The following is an 18,296-nucleotide window of genomic DNA, read 5'->3' as shown; positions in this document are numbered from 1 at the left end:
GCCCGCCTGTGGGCGGAACCGGGGGTGTTTTGCTGTTGCAGGGCGGGTTTAGCAGGACCCCGAGCGACCTCTCAGCTAATCTTTAGCTTCGATCACGTTCCTTATGCCGGGCGGCCCCTGCCCCTCCCGGCATGCAGTGGAGGTTTCTATGCGCCGCTCCGCCATCCCCGCCGTCCTGGTCGCCGGTCTGCTCGCCCTGAGCAGTTGCTCCAGCCTCCAGTCCGATGACGACGCCTCCGGCCCGCCGACGGTCACGGTCACCACGACCAAGCCGGGCAAGGCCCCGAAGCCGACGGGAGGCAAGGGCTCAGAGGGGAAGAGCTCGAAAGGCAGCAGCGAAGGCGACGAAGACAGCAACGCGGAGCCGGGCGGACGCGGAGTGACGGACGTTCCGGCCTCCACATTCGACAACGGGGACAAAGGCGTGCGCATGTTCTTAGTCAAGAGCCTGGGCACCGTCTGCGTAGATAACAGCCGCAAGGAGCGCGGCGCGGAGGGCTACCAGCTGCTGTGTTCGAACATGCAGGAGCGCCTGCCGGGGCTGTACTCGGAACCCGCCAGCGGCTTGGGACCACAACCGCAAAACGAGTTTGGGCTCGCCACTGGCCCCACGGGTCCTGCGTGGACGTCTCGCGCTTCGCTCACCAGCCCGGGCGGTGGAAGCATGCAGCCTCCGAAGGAGTTGAAGCCCGGACAGCGGGTTACCCTTGGCGAGGTCACCTGCACGGCAGGCCGAAAGGACCTGGAGTGCGAGTCCAAGACTGGTCCGGATTTCAGGAGCACCAAGCCCCACCGCATACGTGTGACGGATAAAGAGATCTACGTCGATGACAGCGAGGTACCACTCGGCGGGACGTGCGCACCGGTGAAGGCCAAGGATGGCAAGAAGCTGGTTGCTCGGTTGACTCGTGGCGACAACGACTGCAAGACGATGCGCGCCACCCTGCAGGAATATGCGGATGGCGGGTATAGCAACCACGGCCCCGGCGAGGTGAGCACCGGTTATCGCTGCATGCTCGGAGCCACCGCGGAAGGCCAGAAGGGAGACGGCTCCTGCACTGAGAAGAACCGCGGGCAGTATTCGTCCTTCACCATCGAGTTCGTCTAATTCACGCCTGCGACGTCCCCGTCGCCAATCTTCCCACCCCGCCCGTCCCCACGTCACGCCACCGCCCCACCCGCATCAGGCGCCACACTGCAGCGCTGCGCCCGAAAAAGGGGTTTGCCCACGTGGGCTGCCACCTTGTAAGATGTCGGTTGATCTCGGCGAGGGCTGGCTCTTAAACAAGCTGGCCGTTATCGGCGCGATGAACTACCCGGCCATGCGGCTTCCTTGTATTCGAGGGGCTTCACGTGGGCGGGGTGGACACCCGCCGCGAGAAACCGCGGCTTTTTTTCTTTTCCGGTTAACGATCCCGGGCGAAGAGAAAAGCAGCGGCAACCGCAATATTTACACTTCAACTTCTTAACTCTAAGGAGCACTCATGGCTGAATTGACTCGTATCGAAGGCGTTCTGCGCACCGAGTTCGGTAAGGGCGCATCCCGTCGCCTGCGTCGCGACGGCCGGATCCCACTGGTTGTCTACGGCAACGAGCTGGACCCGGTCCACGTCCACGTCGACACCCTGGACCTGCACGCACTGGTCCGTAACGAGGGTGTCAACGCCGTGTTCGAGCTGAACATCGACGGCGAGGACAACCTGGTGATGGTCAAGGCCATCGACCAGAACGTCCTGACCCTGGACATCGACCACGCTGACCTGCTGAACGTCAAGCGCGGCGAGCGCGTCGAGGTCGAGGTTCCGGTCATCCACGAGGGCCTCCCGGCACCGGGCGCAATGGTTGTTCAGGACGTCGACGTCCTGCTGCTCGAGGTCGACGTCCTCGACATTCCGGAAGAGATCGTCCTGGACATCAACGGCCTGGAGATCGGCGAGCAGATCCTGGCGAAGGACGTCAAGATGCCGTCCAACGCTGTCCTGGTTTCCGACGCCGAGGAGCTCGTCATCAACATCGTCGAGCCGGAGGAGGAAGAGCTGCCTGAGGACGACGAGGCTGCTGCCGAGGGCGAAGAGGCCGCTGAGGGCGAAGAGGCCGAGGCACCGGCAGAGTCCGAGGACTAATCCCCTCCCCTGCACGCCGGCCGCTGAACGCGAGTTCATGGCCGGGGGTCGCAACGCTCACCCGCTGCGCCGGGCACGAGGTATGAACCATACCTCTGCCCCAGCGCGGCGGGTCTTTCTATGGAAGGATTCCAACTGTGTGTGGAAAGCTGAAGAACTCCTCCCCCAAGAAGTCCCCGAAGGCTGCTGGCAGCGCGGATGCCCCGTGGCTCGTCGTTGGGCTCGGTAACCCGGGCGCCCAGTACGAGACCACCAGGCACAACATCGGCTACCTGGCCGTCGATGAACTCCTGGACGACCTCACGCCCATGCCGGGCACGCTGAGCGCCCACAAGCGCACCAACTCGCTGATCTGCCAGACGAAGATCGATGGCCAGTCGGTGATCATCGCCCGGGCCCGCAGCTATATGAACCTCTCCGGCGGGGCGATCGGGGCTTTGGCGAAGTTCTTCAAGATCCCGGCCGATCACGTGATCGTGATCCACGACGAGTTGGATCTCGACCCGGCAGCGGTGCGCATCAAGGTCGGTGGCGGGGAGAACGGCCACAACGGGTTGAAGTCCACCACCCAGGCGCTGGGCACCCGGGACTACGTACGCATCCGGATGGGCATCGGTCGCCCGCCGGGGCGCATGGACCCGGCGAGCTTCGTGCTGAAGCCCTTCAGCAAGCAGGAGCTCGAGTGGCTGCCGCTATCCCTGGGGGATGCGGCAGACGCGGTACGCCTCATCGTGAGCCGTGGGGTGGCCATCGCCCAGAACGAGATCCACGGGCGCAGCCGCTAGCAGGCAACACAAAAGGGCCCGCGACCACTTATGGTCGCGGGCCCTTTGGCTCGCTTGTGGGGCCGCGCTACCCGGCCCCAGGAGCTGCCTTAGTTCAGGGCGTCCAGCGCGGTGCGGGCAGGCACGACGACGTGCTGCGCGCCGGCCAGCTGCTCGATGATGCGAACCACCTGGCAGGAGTAGCCGAACTCGTTGTCGTACCAGACATAGAGCACGAGGTTCTTGCCGGCAGCGATCGTCGCGCGGCCGTCGACGACACCGGCGTGGGTGGAGCCGACGAAGTCGGTGGAGACGACCTCCGGGGAGTCGATGTAGTCCACCTGCGGACGCAGCTCGGAGACGAGGGAGACGTCGCGCAGGTAGTTGTTGACCTCGTCCTTGGTGACTTCGCGGGACATGCTGAGGTTCAGCACTGCCATGGAGACGTCCGGGGTCGGGACGCGGATGGCGTTACCGGTCAGCTTGCCCTCGAACTCCGGCAGGGCCTTGGAGACGGCCTTGGCGGCGCCGGTTTCGGTGAGCACCATGTTCAGAGTGGCGGCACGGCCGCGGCGCTCGCCCTTGTGGAAGTTGTCGATGAGGTTCTGGTCGTTGGTGAAGGCGTGGACGGTCTCGACGTGGCCGTGGTCCACACCCCACTTGTCGTTGACGACCTTCAGCACCGGGGTGATGCCGTTGGTGGTGCAGGACGCGGCGGAGAGGATGCGGTCGTCCTCGGAGTCCAGGTCGACGTCGGTGTGGTTGATGCCGAAGACGAGGTTCTTGATGTCCCCCTTGCCCGGCGCGGTGAGCAGCGCGCGTGCAACGCCCTTGGCCTGCAGGTGCTGGCCCAGACCCTCGCGGTCGCGCCACACGCCAGTGTTGTCGACGACGATGGCGTTATCGATGCCGTACTGGGTGTAGTCGATCTCGGACGGCTTGTTGGCGTAGATGACCTGGATCGGGGTGCCGTTGGCCCAGATGACGTTGTTCTCCTCGTCGACCCAGATGGTGCCGTCGAAGCTGCCGTGGACGGAGTCGCGGCGCAGCAGGGAGGCACGCTTCTGCAGGTCGTCCTCGGAGTTCTTGCGGACGACGATGGCGCGCAGGCGCGGGCCGGCCTTCTCGGAGCTCTGGGCGAGCAGGATGCGGGCCAGGAGGCGGCCGATGCGGCCGAAGCCGTAGAGGACGACGTCGGTGGTCGGGGTGTCGCCGCGGGTGCCGATGACGTCGGCGAACTGCTCCTTGAGGAACTCGTCGATGGCGGCGGTGTCCTCGAAGTCGCCCCCCTTGTCCTCGAATGCGGTGGCCAGGGCGCCGAGGTCTGCCGCGACGGTGTTCAGGTCGAGCTCTGCGATGCGCTCGAGGATCGGCATGGTGTGCGCGATCGGCAGGTCGTTGTTGGTGATGCGACGTGCGAAGCGGTGCTGCTTCAGAATGTCGGTCTCCGCAACGTTGATGAGCTGGCGACCGAAGATGGACGTCACGACGTTCTTTTCGCGGCGGAGCTGCCCGAGCAGCGGGATCATCTTTTCCGCCAGGGCGACGCGCTCGTTCCAATCAGCTTGCTGCTTGTCGATGGACGCAGAAGCGGACATGAGACCTCCAAAAATTAAAGGGGTAAAGATTAACCACCCTAAACCCTAATTGTCTTGGGGTTGAAAGTGGGATTCCACCCCTAGTGTTGCCCCTTTTTTCTCTCGCTACCGCCCTCAGTCCGGACTGGGCAGCCCCGCCCTTCGGCGCGTTAGGAGCGTGGCTTTTCCGCCGCCTTCTGGCGCAGCTTCAGCAGCGTTAGCGCAGGCCAGAGGATATCTACGGCGAAAACAATGGCGGCGCACACCCAGCCCGCGGCCCGCAGGGAGCCCAGCTTTCCCGCGTAGTCCGCGAGCCCAGGGGCCGCCGGTGTGATCACGCCCACGTTCACCACGATGAGGGCGATGAGCGTCAGCAGTGCGATCCCCCGCTGCAGCCTCGCCATGCACGCAATGAGCTCCGGACCACGTCGCTGACCTGGTGCCGAGGGGTTGTAGAAGCTCAGCCAGTAGGAGGCAACGAAGGCCACCAGCGCCAGCAGCGCCGCGCAGAACGGGGTGCGGTAGACCTGCCAGAGTTCCCGCCCACTGTGCACGTCGGTGTTCCACCAGAGCACCACTCCGGTGGCGACGACCACGCCGTAAGCGAGGATAAACAACCAGCCCGCGGACTTCGGGTACACCAGCTGGTCGAAGGAGCGGGGCACGGTGCCGGGTTGCTGCTGATAGTGGGCGTATTGCTTGCGGGCGGATTCGGAGGCCGACGCCGTGTCCGTGAAGTCCGCGTTCTCGTCGCCGATCTCCCACCACCGAGACAGCCGGCGCTCCTGCCGGATAGCGCGGCGACCCTTGGCCCAGAACCACAATCCTGCGCAGATCTGAACCACGGGCAGCACCGCGCAGCCCCACAGCACCAGGCGGTGGGTCTCCTGCCCCAGCGCCACCAGCACCGCGATGGTAAACAGCAGCAGCACTCGCGTGTTGGCCTTCTTGAAGTCAGACTTCGCGGCCAAGACAACGGGATTGAGGCGCTTGATTCGGGGGATGCGCACCCCCAGCATCCTGTCCTCCGAGGAGAGCACCAGCATGGACCGCAGGGTTGCCCAGATCAGGATCATCAGCACGATCCCAAGCACAGCGGGCACGACCGTATCGATCGTGACGTATTGGGGGTCAGTGCTGGACATGGTGTGAAAGTTTAGCCGACCGGCCCCGCCCCCTGCCCAGCGGCTGGAGGGATTCGGGCTGGGGCTTGTGGGGCGCTACCCTGGGTACTCATGAACGCCCACGCTGCTGCTGAAGCCACCCGACGCCGTACCTTCGCCGTCATCGCCCACCCGGACGCCGGTAAGTCCACCCTCACCGAGGCGCTGGCGCTGCACGCCCACGTCATCCAGGAGGCCGGCGCGGTGCACGGCAAGGCTGGACGCAAGTCCACCGTCTCCGACTGGATGGAGATGGAGAAGGACCGCGGCATCTCGATCGGTTCCTCGGCACTGCAGTTCGACTACGCACCGGAGGGGCACGAGGGCGAGCCCTACGTCATCAACCTGGTGGATACTCCGGGCCACGCGGACTTCTCGGAGGACACCTACCGCGTGCTCTCCGCCGTGGACGCCGCGGTGATGCTCGTCGACGGCGGTAAGGGCCTGGAGCCGCAGACGTTGAAGCTGTTCCGGGTGTGTAAGGCCCGTGGGCTGCCCATCGTCACGGTGATTAACAAGTGGGACCGGGTGGGTCGAGACGCCTTGGACCTGGTGGAGGAGATCGTCAGCGAGATCGATCTGCAGCCCACTCCACTGTTCTGGCCTGTCGGTGAGGCCGGGGACTTCCGGGGACTCGCCCGCATCGACGAGGACGGCAACGCGGAGGAGTACATCCACTTCACCCGCACCGCCGGTGGTTCCACGATCGCCCCGGAGGAGCACTACACCCCGGATGAAGCCGCCGACCGCGAAGGGGATGTGTGGGAGACGGCCGTCGAGGAGGCCGAGCTGCTGGCCGCCGACGGAGCACTGCATGATCAGGAGCTCTTCCTGCAGTGCGTGACTTCCCCGGTGATCTTCGCCTCCGCGATGCTGAACTTCGGCGTGCACCAGATCCTGGACACCCTGTGCGCGCTGGCCCCCTCCCCCGCCGGCCGAGCATCCGACGAGAAGGCGCTGGCCGCCCAGTCCGGCGCCTCCGCCGCGGTGCAGGAGTTCCGCGATACCGGGGATGACTTCTCCGGCGTGGTGTTCAAGGTGCAGGCCGGCATGGACGCCCACCACCGCGACCGCCTGGCGTTCATGAGGATCATCTCCGGCGAGTTTGAGCGCGGTATGCAGGTCACCCACGCCCAGTCGGGCCGCAGCTTCTCTTCCAAGCACGCGCTGACGATGTTCGGCCGGACCCGCGAGACGGTGGAGACCGCCTATCCGGGCGACATCATCGGCCTGGTCAACGCAGGTGCGCTGGCACCGGGCGATACGATCTACACCGGCAAGAAGGTGCAGTTCCCGCCGATGCCGCAGTTCGCCCCGGAGCACTTCCAAACGCTGCGCGCGAAGTCCCTGGGCAAGTACAAGCAGTTCCGCAAGGCTCTGGAGCAGCTGGAGTCCGAGGGCGTTGTTCAGATCTTGCGCAACGACCTGCGCGGCGACGCCGCCCCGGTGATGGCCGCGGTCGGTCCGATGCAGTTCGAAGTGATGCAGGGGCGCATGGCCGCGGAGTACAACGTGGAGACCGTCACCGAGCCGGTGCCGTATTCGGTGGCCCGCCGCACCGACGAGGCCTCTGCCCCACAGCTGGGACGCCAGCGCGGCGTGGAGATCTTCACCCGCGGCGACGGCGAGCTCATTGCCCTGTTCGGCGATAAGTGGAAGCTGGCCTTCATCGAGAAGGAATTCCCGGACCTGACCCTGGAGACGCTGGTCGCAGACTAGCCACCCCTGGTTAGGCATGGGCGCCTCAGCAAGACTGCTGCCCAGCCGGAACCACGAACGGCCCCGCTGCAGGAAAGCAGCGGGGCCGTTGACGTCCTCAAAGAAAAATCTAGAGCAGCAGCGAGGCACCGAAGAGGATGAGAACAGCCGCGACCAGGTAGCCGGCGGCCTTGGCCATCGCGGCTTTGCGCTCCCGCATGGCTGCCATCGCCGAGCCGAATGCACCGTTCGGGTAAGCACGCACGAGGCCCACGAACACGGCGCTCACAGCGGGCAGGCTGAGCGCCAAGCTGGCGTAGAAAATCAGCCCCACGTAGCGCAAGACCGCGGAATAATCCCCGGCCGAAAGGTAGGCCAGGCCGGTAAAGAAGGGCGCCGAGGTCGCGGATTGGATCACACCGAGCAGGAAGCCCAGGCCGAAGGTCGCGGCGGACGGGGTTGTCAGCGGTCCCACCATCCGGTTGAGCAGCTGGGATTGCTCGGCCCCCGGCTTGCTCCGCAGCGTGAGCACGAGGGTGAGCACACCGATAGCGATGAGGACCAGCGCGAAGACCGGGGAGTCCAGCGCACGGGTCACCGCGTCGCCGAGCCCGTCGAAGGCCAGCATGGTCACCACGGAAAGAACAAGCACGCCGAGCCAGTCCCCGCCCACCACGAGCGTGGCGATACGCCGGTAGGGCGCGGCGGGCGGCAGCATCACGCCGAGGGCAACGATGACTCCGATGAGCAGCGCGTTGAGCGAATCAACCAGCGCGAAGGAAACGGCATGCAGCATGACGCCCTAGGCTACTCGCACTTCGCCCCCACTACCCCATCGGCGGGTTTTAGGACTTCTTGGAGTCCTTGCCCTTGGGCTCCTCATCGACCTCGAGCTTGGCGGCGTAATCCGGCACGTAGCGGAACTCTTCGCGCGGCGGGCGCTGGTAGTTGGATTCGGAGACCGGACGCTCCGGGATCTCCGGCAGCTCGCGCTCAATGTGGTGGTAAGGGATGGAATCCAGCAGGTGAGCAATGACGTTCACACGGGAGCGCTTCTTGTCCTCGCTCTCCACCGTGTACCACGGGGCCGATGGGATATCCGTGTGGACGAACATGGCGTCCTTGGCGCGGGAGTAGTCCTCCCAGCGGGTGATGGACTGCAGGTCCATCGGGGAGAGCTTCCAGCGGCGCAGCGGGTCCTCGAGGCGGGAGGTGAAGCGTGCGTACTGCTCCTCGTCGGAGACGGAGAACCAGTACTTGCGCAGGATGATGCCGTCCTCCACGAGCAGGCGCTCGAAGATCGGGGCCTGGTGCAGGAAACGGCGGTACTCATCGGTGGTGCAGAAGCCCATGACGCGCTCCACACCGGCGCGGTTGTACCAGGAGCGGTCGAAGATCACGATCTCGCCAGCGGTGGGCAGCTTTTCGACGTAGCGCTGGAAGTACCACTGGCCCTTCTCGCGTTCGGTCGGCGCCGGCAACGCCTCGACGCGGCAGGAGCGCGGGTTGAGGTACTGGGTAATGCGCTTGATAGCCGAGCCCTTACCGGCGGCGTCACGGCCTTCCATGACGATGACGACGCGGGCGCCGGTCTCGACGACCCACTGCTGCATCTCGACGAGCTCAGCCTGCAGGCGCTTGAGCTCCTTTTCATAAGCCTTCTTCTTCAGCTTCTTCGGGTGGGGATTGTGCGGGCCCTGAAAGGCGATGGCGTTGTTCATAGTTAATAGAATACTGGGAACACGCTGACAACGCGCAGCCGCAGGAGCCTGCGGGCCGTGATTTTGAACACCCTTTTTGCGACGCCTGCCGACCGGATAGCCGACCGTCGCACTCACCGCCCCGCCACCCCTCGACCCCCCCATCACAGAGGGGCAGCCGATGAATATTTGCCTATTCCATAGCACAGCTACATATTCAGCTATAATTGATGAACAGAATTTCACGTAGTTTTGTGCCAAATTGGGAATAATCCCCATTAAGTTTGCCCCGCACGTGAGGGCAAAGAGATAGTCATTTAGGTGGTTCGAGTTGAGCAAAACCCAGAACAACTCACGCACTCCCCTCGGCGGAGGCTCGGAGGACCAGCACCCGTTGGTCATCGAGGGAGCTGCGAAGAAGCTACGTACCCTGCGGGACCGGAAGAAGGCCGATACCCGTGATGCGCTCGCCCGCGCGGCGGCCGAGCTCATGCTTGAGGAGGGGTCCGACGGCGCCAGCATCCGGGCGATCACCCGGCGCGCCCGGGTCTCCTCCCGCACCTTCCATAACTACTTCCCCAACCGCGACGCGGCGTTCCTGTACTTCATCGAGACCTACGTCCGCCAGATCGCTGAGTGGATCGACCGGACCCAACCGGGGCTGACCCCGGTGCAGCTGCTGCGCCAGATCACCCACGAGATCATGACCTCGGGCGAGAACCCGCTGCCCGCGATCAACCTCGCGTCCTCCCTCGGTGAGCACATGACGGTGCAGATGGACCGCGAGGGCACGGGCGTGCTGCTCGAGATCTTCGGCAGCCTCACCCACGCGGTACACCGCTACTGCGATGGCGCGCTCAGCCTCGTGGAGATCCACCTGCTGATCAACTCGGTGACGGCGATGGTCAACGCGGCCACCGAGATCGCCAATAACCCTGGCTACGCCGGTGAAGAGGTGCTCGAGGACATCCTCGACACCGGCTTCGACCGCCTGGAGCGTGGTTTCGGCGCCAACTAAGCCGGGTTAAGACTCCAGCATCTCCCGCCACACGGCTGGGTCCACGTCGGCGGCAGCCGCGGGCTCGAAGTGGGGAGACTGATCCTTATCCACCAGCACTGCCCGGATACCCTCCGGGAAATTGGGCTCGCGCCGCAGGGCAGCTCCCACCGCAAACTCGTTGCGCAGCGCGGTGGCCAGATCCGTGTGGCGAGCGTGCCGCATGATCTCGGTGATCGCCACCAGGCTGGTCGGGTTGGCGTTCTTCACCGCCGCGCGAACATCTGCGAGGAACTTCTCCCCCGCCTCGTCCGGGGCGCTGGCTGCAGCGAGCGCCTGTTCGATCTCCAGCCAGGACTCCCCACCGAAGATTTCGCTGATCAGCTGCGCATTCGCGATGAGCGTAGATGGCTCACCCGCCACGCTGTCGGCGAGCGCCGTGGCCGGTTCCTGAGCATCCTCCCGCAGCGCGCGGGCCAGCCCCTTCGCCCCCACCGCATCGCCAAAGGCCTGCGGATCGGGCGCGAAGTGCGTTGCCAGCCCAGTGGCCAGCAGGTCGGCGCTATTCATCCGCCACCCGGTGGTTCCGAGGAACACGGCCAGCGCCCCGGCCTCCGGGAGCTGCTCCGCGTACCCCTCCGGGGGCGTGAGGTTGTTCAGGCGGTGGGTCATGCCGACGTCCGGAACGAAAGCGATGGCCGCCTCCGGCATCGCAGCCAGCACCTTGGGCCCGGCGACGCGGTGGGAGCCGTGAGCAGAGATCCCGAAGCCACCGCCCATCACCACGCCCTGCCAGACAGCGACGATAGGCTTCGGGTAGGTGGCCAGGCGACGATTCAGCCCGTACTCCTCCTCGAAGAACTCGTCACCGGACTGGTGGAAACCGGCGGCGTCGTCTTCAGCCACGGACCGGACGTCGCCCCCGGCACAGAACGCCCGCTCGCTGCTGGAACGGATGAGGATCTGCTCGACGGCGGCGTCGTCCAACCAACCGTCCACCGCCTCGCGGATCCCCGTGATCATCTCCTGATTGAGGGAGTTCAGCGCCTTCGGACGGTCGAGTTCGATGATTCCCGTCCGGCCTTCAACCACTGTGGAAATAAACTGCGTCACGATACCCACCCTTTATTGATCGTTTCTTCGCTAGATATACCTGTGGCGACGGGCCGGGGTGCCCGGCGCGCCGCCACAGAAATTGTTAGTCGACCTGGAACTCCGCCATGCGGTCCCACTCGGTCTTCCCCGGGATCAGCGTGTTGATGATCTGCGGGGTCTCCTTGAGGATCGTCGGGAAGAGCTCCGTGGCCTTCTTAAAGTGCTCGGAGTTCACGTGTGCCTCCGCAGCGTCGTCCTCGAAGGCCTCGATGAGGATGTACTCGCTCGGGTCGTCCGTGTTGCGGAACCAGTCGAACCACAGGCAACCCGGCTCCTTGCGGGTGGCCTCGGTGAACTCCGCGACGTGCTCGCGGAAGTTCTCGACGTGCTCGTCCAGGGGCTTGAATCGAACGTTAATGAGAATCATGCTCCCATGCTAGCCATGCAGCCGCGACCCTCGCCAGGTTTTTATTTTCCGCACCCGGCTAGGCGTTTTCGCGGCGCTCCGCGGCCTCCAGCCACTCCATCTCGAGCTCCTCGTGCTCATCCTTGGCCGCTTGCAGCGTCTCGTTGAGCTCGGCGAGTTTCTCGTGGTCCATGGCCTCGGCGGCCGCGGCCATCTCCTCCTCGAGCCCCGCGATCTTCTCGGCCAGCTTCGCCATCTTCCGCTCCGCGGCATTCATCTGCTTGCGCAGCTCGCGGTCCTCCTGCGCGCTCAGGCCGCTGGTTTCCTTCTTTTCTGTCTTCTCGACGTCGCCGCCCTGGACTCCCAGGTTCATGGAGTTTTCATCCGTGCCTAAAGCCTTGGCCTGCTCGGCGCGCAGCGTGAGGTACTGCTCGATCCCGCCGGGGAGGTTTGTCAGCTCCCCGTCGCCGAAGAGCGCCCAGGTGGAGTCGCAGAGCCTTTCGATGAGGTAGCGGTCGTGGGAGATGACCACGAGGGTGCCGGCCCAGTTGTCCAGCAGCGTCTCCAGTTCCTGGAGGGTGTCGATGTCCAGGTCGTTGGTGGGCTCGTCGAGCAGCAGCACGTTGGGTTCGCTCATGAGCACGCGGGTCAGCTGCAGGCGGCGGCGCTCGCCACCCGAGAGGTCCTTGACCGGGGTGCGCTGCCGCTTCGGGCTGAAGCCCAGCCGCTCGGCCAGCTGGGAGGCGGAGATCTCCTTGTCCCCGATCGTCACGTAGCTGGCCACGTCCGTGACGGTGTCCAGCAGTCGGCGCTCCGGGTCCAGGTCGTCGAGCTCCTGGCGGAGCCAACCGATGCGCACGGTCTTGCCCTCGATGCGCTTGCCTGAGTCCAGCGGGTAGTCGCCTGCCAGGGTGCGCAGCAGGGTGGTCTTGCCGGAGCCGTTGACGCCCACCAGACCGATGCGCTCGCCGGGTCCCAGACGCCAGGTGAGGTGTTCGATGAGGCGCCGGCCGTCCGGCGTGCTGATGCTGGCGTCCTCCAGGTCGATGACCTTTTTGCCCTGGCGGCGGACGGCGAAGCTCATCAGCTCCACGCTATCGCGCAGCGGCGGGACGTCCGCGATGATGGCCTCGGCGGCCTCGATGCGGTAGCGCGGCTTGGAGGTGCGGGCGGGTGCCCCGCGGCGCAGCCAGGCGAGCTCACGGCGGGCGAGGTTCTGGCGGCGCTGCTCGGCGGCGTTGGCCTGGCGGGTGCGCTCGGCGCGGGCGAATGTCCAGTCGTTGTAGCCGCCCTCGTAGACGTCCACCTTCCCGTCGTGGACCTCCCAGGTGTAGGTGGCAACGGTGTCGAGGAACCAACGGTCGTGGGTAACGACGAGCAGCGCGGTGTTGCGGGACAGAATATGCTCGGCCAGCCACTGCACGCCCTCGACGTCGAGGTGGTTAGTAGGCTCGTCGAGGATGAGCAGGTCGAGGTCCTGGACGAGTGCGGCGGCCAAGCCGGTGCGGCGGCGCTCGCCACCGGAGAGCTGGGAAACCGGGGTGTCGAGCCCGAGCTCCACGATGCCCAGGCCATGCAGCACGCGGCGTACCTTCGGCTGGGAGGCCCACTCGTAGGTCTCCATGCCCAGCGGGTCGAGGACAGCCTGCCCGACCGTGAGTTCCTTCTTCTCCGGGTCGGTGAGGCATTCCCGGAGGACGTCCTGGGTGACCATCGCCAGGCGGAGATCGTTGTTATGGGACACCCGCCCCGCGTCGGCAGGCACTTGCTTGGAAATCACCTTCAGGAGGGTGGACTTGCCGCCACCGTTGAGGCCCACGACGCCGATGCGGTCGCCCTCGTTGACTCCGAGGCTGACCTTGTCCAGCAGGGTTTTCAGGCCATAGGACTTCTCGACGTTTTCCAGGTTGATGAGGTTCACCACGGTGGGTTTTCGCTCTCCTTTAATTTCTGTTGTGCTGTTTTTCTTGTGTTTTCCAGGCTAGCTGCGGACCACGCGCGCCCCCGGCGCGGGCGAACTAGTCACGACCGTGGCGCTGGCCTTGCCCGCCACGGATACGGCGGTGGCGACCTCCACGGCGCTGGCCTCGTCTTCGCACAGCATGGCGATGGATGGCCCGGAGCCGGAGACGATGGCAGCGAGCGCGCCGGCCTCCTTGGCCACCGCCAGCGTTTGCCGCAGGCTCGGCAGTAGGCTGATCGCGGGCGCCTGCAGGTCGTTGACCAGCAGCGGAGCGAGCTGGTGCGGGTCGCCGGTCACCAGCGCGCGCATCAACTCCTCGGTGCCTTGGGCGCGGACGTCCGGCCGGTTGCCGGTGCGCGCGGCCTCCCGCTGACGGTCCAGCTGCGCGAAGACCTCCGGGGTGGACAGCCCGCGCTTATCGGTGGCAATCGCCCAGTGGTAGGGCCCCTGGGACATGATGCTGATCAGCTCGTCCCCGCGGGCGGTCCCGAGCGCGGTGCCGCCGAGCACGCAGAAGGGCACGTCGGCGCCCAGGGTGCCGGCGAGCTGCAGCAGCTCCGCCTGGCTGGGCGCCACGGCCTTGCGCGGGGTGGGATATGGCAGGGGCTGGCGGCCGAAGTAAAACTCCACGGCGGCGACGAGGGCGGCTGCGGCGTCCGCGGAGCCACCGGCCATCCCGCCGGCCACGGGCACATTCTTATCGATGTGGATGCTCACCGACGGCGCGCGGGTCGCCGGGTCGGCCGCGGGGTCTTCCAGCAGGCCTGCGCGCTCGCACCACAGGTCGCGGATGAGCTCGACGGCCCGCCAGGCGAGGTTGCTGGGGTCGCGCGGCACGAGGTGGGCATCCGGTCCCGCGACCGTGAGCTCGGGTTCCTCTCCGCGCGGAACCGCGGTGAGGGTCACGGTCTCCTTAAGGCTCACGGACTGGAAGATGGTTTCCAGCTCGTGGTAGCCGTCCGGCCGGACGTCGCCGACTGCCAGGTGAAGGTTGATCTTGCCGTGCGCGGTGGCGGCCACGCTGATGCGGGGCGTGCCTTGCTGCTCGTCACCGGTTCGCTGAGTGCTCACTGCCCCTCCTTGCTTACGAGGCTGGCGAGGGCAAGCGCCACGAATTCCTCGGCGCCGAGTTTCTCCCCGCGCTGCTTCGGGTCGATGCCCGCTGCACGCAGAACTTCCTCGGCCTGCTGGCCGCCGCCGAAGTGTCCGGAGAGGGCGGCGCGCAGGGTCTTGCGCCGCTGCAGGAAGGCCGCGTCGGCCACGGCGAAAGTCTCTCGGCGCACGGCTTCCTCTGCGAATCCCGAGGCCGCGACAGCCTCGGCCCACGGGGCGGCCGGCTTGTCCCCCACACCCCAGCGGTCGATGCGCACCAACCCGGAGTCCACCTTCGGGGCGGGCCAGAAGACGTTCTTGCCGATCGTCGCAGCGCGGAAGGTATCGCCGTAGTAGCGGGCCTTCACGCTGGGCACCCCGTAAATCTTGCTGCCCGGCTTGGCAGCCAGCCGGTCCGCGACCTCCAGCTGCACCATCACGAGCACCCTGCTGATCGTGGGGAACTGCTCCAGCAGGTGCAGCAGCACCGGGACGGAGACGTTATAGGGCAGGTTCGCCACCAGCGCGGTGGGTTCCGCCAGCCCCTGCTCGGTCCAGTCGCTGGCGGTGACCTGGAGGGCGTCGCGGAGGATGAGGTGGAGCTTGTCGGCGACCGGAGCGGCCTGCTCGGCGACGGTGCGCGGCAGACGTCCCGCCAGCAGCGGGTCAATCTCGACGGCGGTGACCTCCCCCACCGCGCCCAGCAGCGCCAACGTCAGGGACCCCAGCCCGGGGCCAACCTCGATCACGTGGTCGCCGGGGCCCACCTCGGCGGCGGACACGATCTTGCGGACCGTGTTGGGGTCGTGGACGAAGTTCTGGCCGAGCTTCTTGGTGGGGCTGACCCCCAGCTCCTCGGCGAGCTGGCGGATCTCCACCGGCCCGAGCAGCGATACTCCCCCGTCTAGCGCCGGGGCGTCCTGGGCACGCACGTCATCATTCACGCCTTCGAATATAAACGACCGGCAGCGTAGCGGGCGAAAATGCCGCGCCAACGCTGCCGGTCATACGGGAAAGGCGTGGGCCACGCGCTGTGTCTCCTCTGCGCGTGGCCCACGCCGGGTGGCTGTGAAGCCAGTGTGGCCGTAAGGGCCTGGAAAGGGCCGGGCTTTAGCGCAGGCCCATCTTCGCAGTGCAGGCAGGCCATGCGCCCCAGCCCTGAGCGGCCTGGACCTTCTCGGCCACAGCGATCTGCTGCTCGCGGGATGCCATGTGGGCGGCCGGAGCGTACTCGGTGCCACCGAAGCCAGCCCAGGTGGACGGGGTGAACTGCAGGCCACCGGAGAAGCCGTTGCCGGTGTTGATGCTCCAGTCGCCGCCGGCCTCACACTGTGCGAGCTCGTCCCACACGGAGCCATTCGCGACAGCCGGGGCATCCGGTCCAGCCGGCTTCTTCGGCTTGGTGCCCACCTTGACTACGGCCTCAACCGGGGCCTCGAGCTCCTCGCGCTCCAGAACCTTGCGGTCGGTGACCTTGCCGTTGTGGCGGGTGACCAGCAGCTTGACGCGCTCCTTGCCGTCCTTGCCCTCCTTGACGACCTTGCGCTCGCCCTCTGGCAGGTTGGCATCCTCGATCTCGCGCTCCGGTGCGCTCACGGCGCGCTCGAAGGTGTGATCCTTCTTGGAGACGCGGACGACGTCGATGTGCATGCCCTCGCGCAGCGGAGTGTCTGCGGACGGGGTGACGATGTCGTCCTTGCCCAGCGGGGTGCCGCGCAGCTCGAAGATGTCGGCGACGGTGCGGGCCGGCAGCTTCATGCGGCCCTGCTTGCCGCCGTCGTTGAGGGTGAAGTACTTGGACGTGGTGACGTCCAGATCCATGCCCTCAGCCGGGATCTTGGTGTTCATGCCGGCGGAGAGGGAACCGGTGGCGATCTCGTCATACTTGCCGACCTGGCGCAGCATCTCCTCGACGGTGACGGAGGTGGTGTCGACGTTCTCGCGCTTACCGTCGATGATCAGAGCGACCTGCTTGGCAGAGCGCACCTTGATGGTGTCGTTGTTGGAGACGGACTCGGACGGTGCCGGGCTGACGAGGTCCTTGGGGTTGACCTCGACGCCGTTCTTCTCCAGGATGTCGCCGACGTTGCCGGTGACGGAGCTGGCCTCGATGATTTCGCCGTTGACGTCCAGCGTGATGTTCTTGTGCGCCGCCGCGGCGACGCCACCGCCAACAACCAGGGTCGCCAGCATGCCGCCGGTGGCTAGGCGCAGTGGCGTGGAGTTGGTGTTGTTGATGCGGTGCAGGCTGGACTTCTTCTTAGGAGACACTCGAAACCTCTCGATTTTCTTGTGATCGCTTCACCCCAGCGGGGCTGAACTTTTATCACAATACGATAACGATGAAGTTAAAGCCAGAAGAATCCAGAGACGTGGGCAAAATCACCCCAGGTCGGGGAATGCGCACTGTAACAGCAATAACAGACCGTCACACGCGCAACGGCAGCACGCTTGCGCACCAGGACCGTAGGCGCCGGGCGCGCCTGCGGTTCCCTGGGCCGCGTAGGAAGATAACGGGGCTTGGCTCGTCCTTAACCAGGGAGGCCGAAGACGCGGTTGGCATTCGACCACGCCAGTTCCGCGAACTCGGCCGGCGACTGGCCGCGCGCCTCCGCGAGCACCCGGGCTGTGTATCCCACGAACCCGGGCTCGTTGCGCGCCCCACGGAAGGGCTCGGGAGTCATATAGGGAGCGTCCGTCTCCACGAGGATCTGCTCGGCCGGAGCCAGGCGCGCAGCCTCCCGGAGCTCCTCATTGCGCTTGAAGGTCGCATTGCCCGCGAAGGAGAGAACGTAGCCGCGGTCGATGGCCTCGCGGGCCACGTCCAGCGGAGAGGAGAAGCAGTGCAGGATCACGTCGGTGGGCTGCGGGGCATCCGCGAGGATGCGCATCAGATCCTCGTCCGCCTCGCGGTTGTGGATCATCAGCGGCTTGCGCGCGCTGACCGCAAGGTCGATGTGCCAGCGCAGCGCGGCTTCCTGTACCTCGAGCGAGGGCGTGGTGTCGTCGTGCTTGATCCAATACGCGTCCAGGCCGGTCTCCCCGATCGCCACACAACGCTCGTTGGCGGCCATCTCGATGAGGCTGGTTTTGGCTGCCTCATCCAGCTCGTCGGCGCGGGTCGGGTGGATCGCGCACGCGGCCCAGACATTGTCGAACTCTTGGGCCGCCGCCAGCGCCAGCTCGGTCTCGGCCAGTCCATCACCGACGGTGCAGATCCGCTCCACCCCGGCCTGGCCGGCGCGGGCGACGAGCTCCGCGGTAGCAGCACGGCGATCCTGCCCCTCCCGTGCCCCCTTGGCGATGGTGGAGGCCAGGTGGGTGTGGGAGTCGAAGAGAGCTCCAATGCTCTCCGGCAGGACAGGCGTGGGGCGTTTCTTTTTAGACATATCCCCCACGCTACCGGTCAGCTAGTCCTTGACGACCGGCGCCCACTCCGGGCCGGTCTCCGCCAGCTCTGGGTCCAGCTTCTGGAACAGCGGCTTCGGCTTGCTCAGCGGGGTGCCCGGGGTCAGCTCGATGCGCTGCCAGGTGGCCTGCTGCTCGGTGTAGTTACCCATGATGACCGGGTAGGTGCTCCCCTCTTCCGGCAGGCCCACACCGACCGGGGTGCGCGGGGATTCGTCCTTGACCTCAACAATCTCCGGCTGGGCCGCCCAGATGCCCTCGCCACCGAGAGTCTCGAAGACCTTCTGAGCGGAGAACGGCAGGTACGGGG

Annotated in this window: 16 protein-coding genes and 1 pseudogene; 5 read left to right on the top strand and 12 right to left on the bottom strand. The window is 66.0% G+C overall.

Going from position 1 to position 18,296, the window contains the following annotated elements:
* Nucleotides 1-148 precede the first annotated feature (148 nt).
* From HMPREF3097_RS08055 to pth, 3 genes are all read left to right on the top strand, one after another.
* Nucleotides 149-1,108 (top strand): hypothetical protein, encoded by a 960-nt coding sequence (locus HMPREF3097_RS08055; RefSeq protein WP_070761827.1) that lies wholly within the window; start codon nucleotides 149-151, stop codon nucleotides 1,106-1,108.
* 376 nt (nucleotides 1,109-1,484) lie between these two features.
* A complete protein-coding gene (locus HMPREF3097_RS08050; RefSeq protein ID WP_070761826.1) occupies nucleotides 1,485-2,123 on the top strand; it encodes a 50S ribosomal protein L25/general stress protein Ctc in 639 nt (212 codons plus the stop codon).
* Between the two features lie 137 nt (nucleotides 2,124-2,260).
* On the top strand, nucleotides 2,261-2,908 hold the full coding sequence (pth, locus tag HMPREF3097_RS08045) for an aminoacyl-tRNA hydrolase (protein ID WP_070761825.1): 648 nt from the start codon (nucleotides 2,261-2,263) through the stop codon (nucleotides 2,906-2,908).
* Between the two features lie 89 nt (nucleotides 2,909-2,997).
* Here the strand turns inward: pth and HMPREF3097_RS08040 are convergent, their stop codons facing one another.
* Both HMPREF3097_RS08040 and HMPREF3097_RS08035 read right to left on the bottom strand, forming a co-directional pair.
* The gene (locus HMPREF3097_RS08040) at nucleotides 2,998-4,485 is read right to left on the bottom strand and encodes a glyceraldehyde-3-phosphate dehydrogenase (RefSeq protein WP_070761824.1); all 1,488 of its coding nucleotides are present in this window, start codon (nucleotides 4,483-4,485) and stop codon (nucleotides 2,998-3,000) included.
* A 149-nt stretch (nucleotides 4,486-4,634) separates the two neighbouring features.
* Nucleotides 4,635-5,609 carry a hypothetical protein gene (locus tag HMPREF3097_RS08035; protein WP_070761823.1) on the bottom strand — a complete coding sequence of 325 codons (975 nt, stop codon included), beginning with the start codon at nucleotides 5,607-5,609 and terminating at the stop codon, nucleotides 4,635-4,637.
* 90 nt (nucleotides 5,610-5,699) lie between these two features.
* On the opposite strand from HMPREF3097_RS08035, the gene HMPREF3097_RS08030 reads away from it, so the two are divergent.
* The gene (locus tag HMPREF3097_RS08030) at nucleotides 5,700-7,346 is read left to right on the top strand and encodes a peptide chain release factor 3 (protein ID WP_070761822.1); all 1,647 of its coding nucleotides are present in this window, start codon (nucleotides 5,700-5,702) and stop codon (nucleotides 7,344-7,346) included.
* 109 nt (nucleotides 7,347-7,455) lie between these two features.
* Here HMPREF3097_RS08030 and HMPREF3097_RS08025 read toward each other — a convergent pair whose 3' ends face one another.
* Both HMPREF3097_RS08025 and ppk2 read right to left on the bottom strand, forming a co-directional pair.
* Nucleotides 7,456-8,121 (bottom strand): hypothetical protein, encoded by a 666-nt coding sequence (locus HMPREF3097_RS08025; protein ID WP_070761821.1) that lies wholly within the window; start codon nucleotides 8,119-8,121, stop codon nucleotides 7,456-7,458.
* Between the two features lie 49 nt (nucleotides 8,122-8,170).
* Complete coding sequence (ppk2, locus tag HMPREF3097_RS08020) at nucleotides 8,171-9,046, bottom strand: polyphosphate kinase 2 (protein WP_070758634.1); 876 nt, start codon at nucleotides 9,044-9,046, stop codon at nucleotides 8,171-8,173.
* 310 nt (nucleotides 9,047-9,356) lie between these two features.
* On the opposite strand from ppk2, the gene HMPREF3097_RS08015 reads away from it, so the two are divergent.
* Complete coding sequence (locus HMPREF3097_RS08015; protein WP_070761820.1) at nucleotides 9,357-10,043, top strand: TetR/AcrR family transcriptional regulator; 687 nt, start codon at nucleotides 9,357-9,359, stop codon at nucleotides 10,041-10,043.
* Nucleotides 10,044-10,049: 6 nt separating this feature from the next.
* On the opposite strand, the gene HMPREF3097_RS08010 is transcribed toward HMPREF3097_RS08015, so the two are convergent.
* The 8 genes and pseudogenes from HMPREF3097_RS08010 to HMPREF3097_RS09990 form a co-directional block, all read right to left on the bottom strand.
* Nucleotides 10,050-11,135 (bottom strand): 3-hydroxyisobutyryl-CoA hydrolase, encoded by a 1,086-nt coding sequence (locus HMPREF3097_RS08010; RefSeq protein ID WP_070761850.1) that lies wholly within the window; start codon nucleotides 11,133-11,135, stop codon nucleotides 10,050-10,052.
* A gap of 85 nt (nucleotides 11,136-11,220) precedes the next feature.
* Nucleotides 11,221-11,544 carry a putative quinol monooxygenase gene (locus HMPREF3097_RS08005; protein WP_070761819.1) on the bottom strand — a complete coding sequence of 108 codons (324 nt, stop codon included), beginning with the start codon at nucleotides 11,542-11,544 and terminating at the stop codon, nucleotides 11,221-11,223.
* Between the two features lie 58 nt (nucleotides 11,545-11,602).
* Nucleotides 11,603-13,447 (bottom strand): ABC-F family ATP-binding cassette domain-containing protein, encoded by a 1,845-nt coding sequence (locus tag HMPREF3097_RS08000; protein WP_070761818.1) that lies wholly within the window; start codon nucleotides 13,445-13,447, stop codon nucleotides 11,603-11,605.
* Nucleotides 13,448-13,504: 57 nt separating this feature from the next.
* The gene (locus HMPREF3097_RS07995; RefSeq protein ID WP_083317984.1) at nucleotides 13,505-14,557 is read right to left on the bottom strand and encodes a 4-(cytidine 5'-diphospho)-2-C-methyl-D-erythritol kinase; all 1,053 of its coding nucleotides are present in this window, start codon (nucleotides 14,555-14,557) and stop codon (nucleotides 13,505-13,507) included.
* On the bottom strand, nucleotides 14,554-15,522 hold the full coding sequence (gene rsmA, locus HMPREF3097_RS07990) for a 16S rRNA (adenine(1518)-N(6)/adenine(1519)-N(6))-dimethyltransferase RsmA (RefSeq protein WP_246821338.1): 969 nt from the start codon (nucleotides 15,520-15,522) through the stop codon (nucleotides 14,554-14,556). The genes HMPREF3097_RS07995 and rsmA overlap by 4 nt, the downstream gene beginning before the upstream one ends.
* Nucleotides 15,523-15,688: 166 nt before the next feature.
* On the bottom strand, nucleotides 15,689-16,849 hold the full coding sequence (locus tag HMPREF3097_RS07985) for a resuscitation-promoting factor (RefSeq protein ID WP_070761816.1): 1,161 nt from the start codon (nucleotides 16,847-16,849) through the stop codon (nucleotides 15,689-15,691).
* Nucleotides 16,850-17,109: 260 nt separating this feature from the next.
* Nucleotides 17,110-17,967, bottom strand: a complete 858-nt coding sequence (locus HMPREF3097_RS07980) for a TatD family hydrolase (protein WP_070761815.1) — start codon at nucleotides 17,965-17,967, stop codon at nucleotides 17,110-17,112.
* A 21-nt stretch (nucleotides 17,968-17,988) separates the two neighbouring features.
* Nucleotides 17,989-18,296: pseudogene (locus HMPREF3097_RS09990) on the bottom strand (methionine--tRNA ligase); the annotation flags it as partial.

The sequence above is a fragment of the Corynebacterium sp. HMSC27B11 genome, from assembly GCF_001815985.1.
Taxonomy (GTDB): domain Bacteria; phylum Actinomycetota; class Actinomycetes; order Mycobacteriales; family Mycobacteriaceae; genus Corynebacterium.
This window is presented reverse-complemented; position numbering and strand designations above follow the sequence as displayed.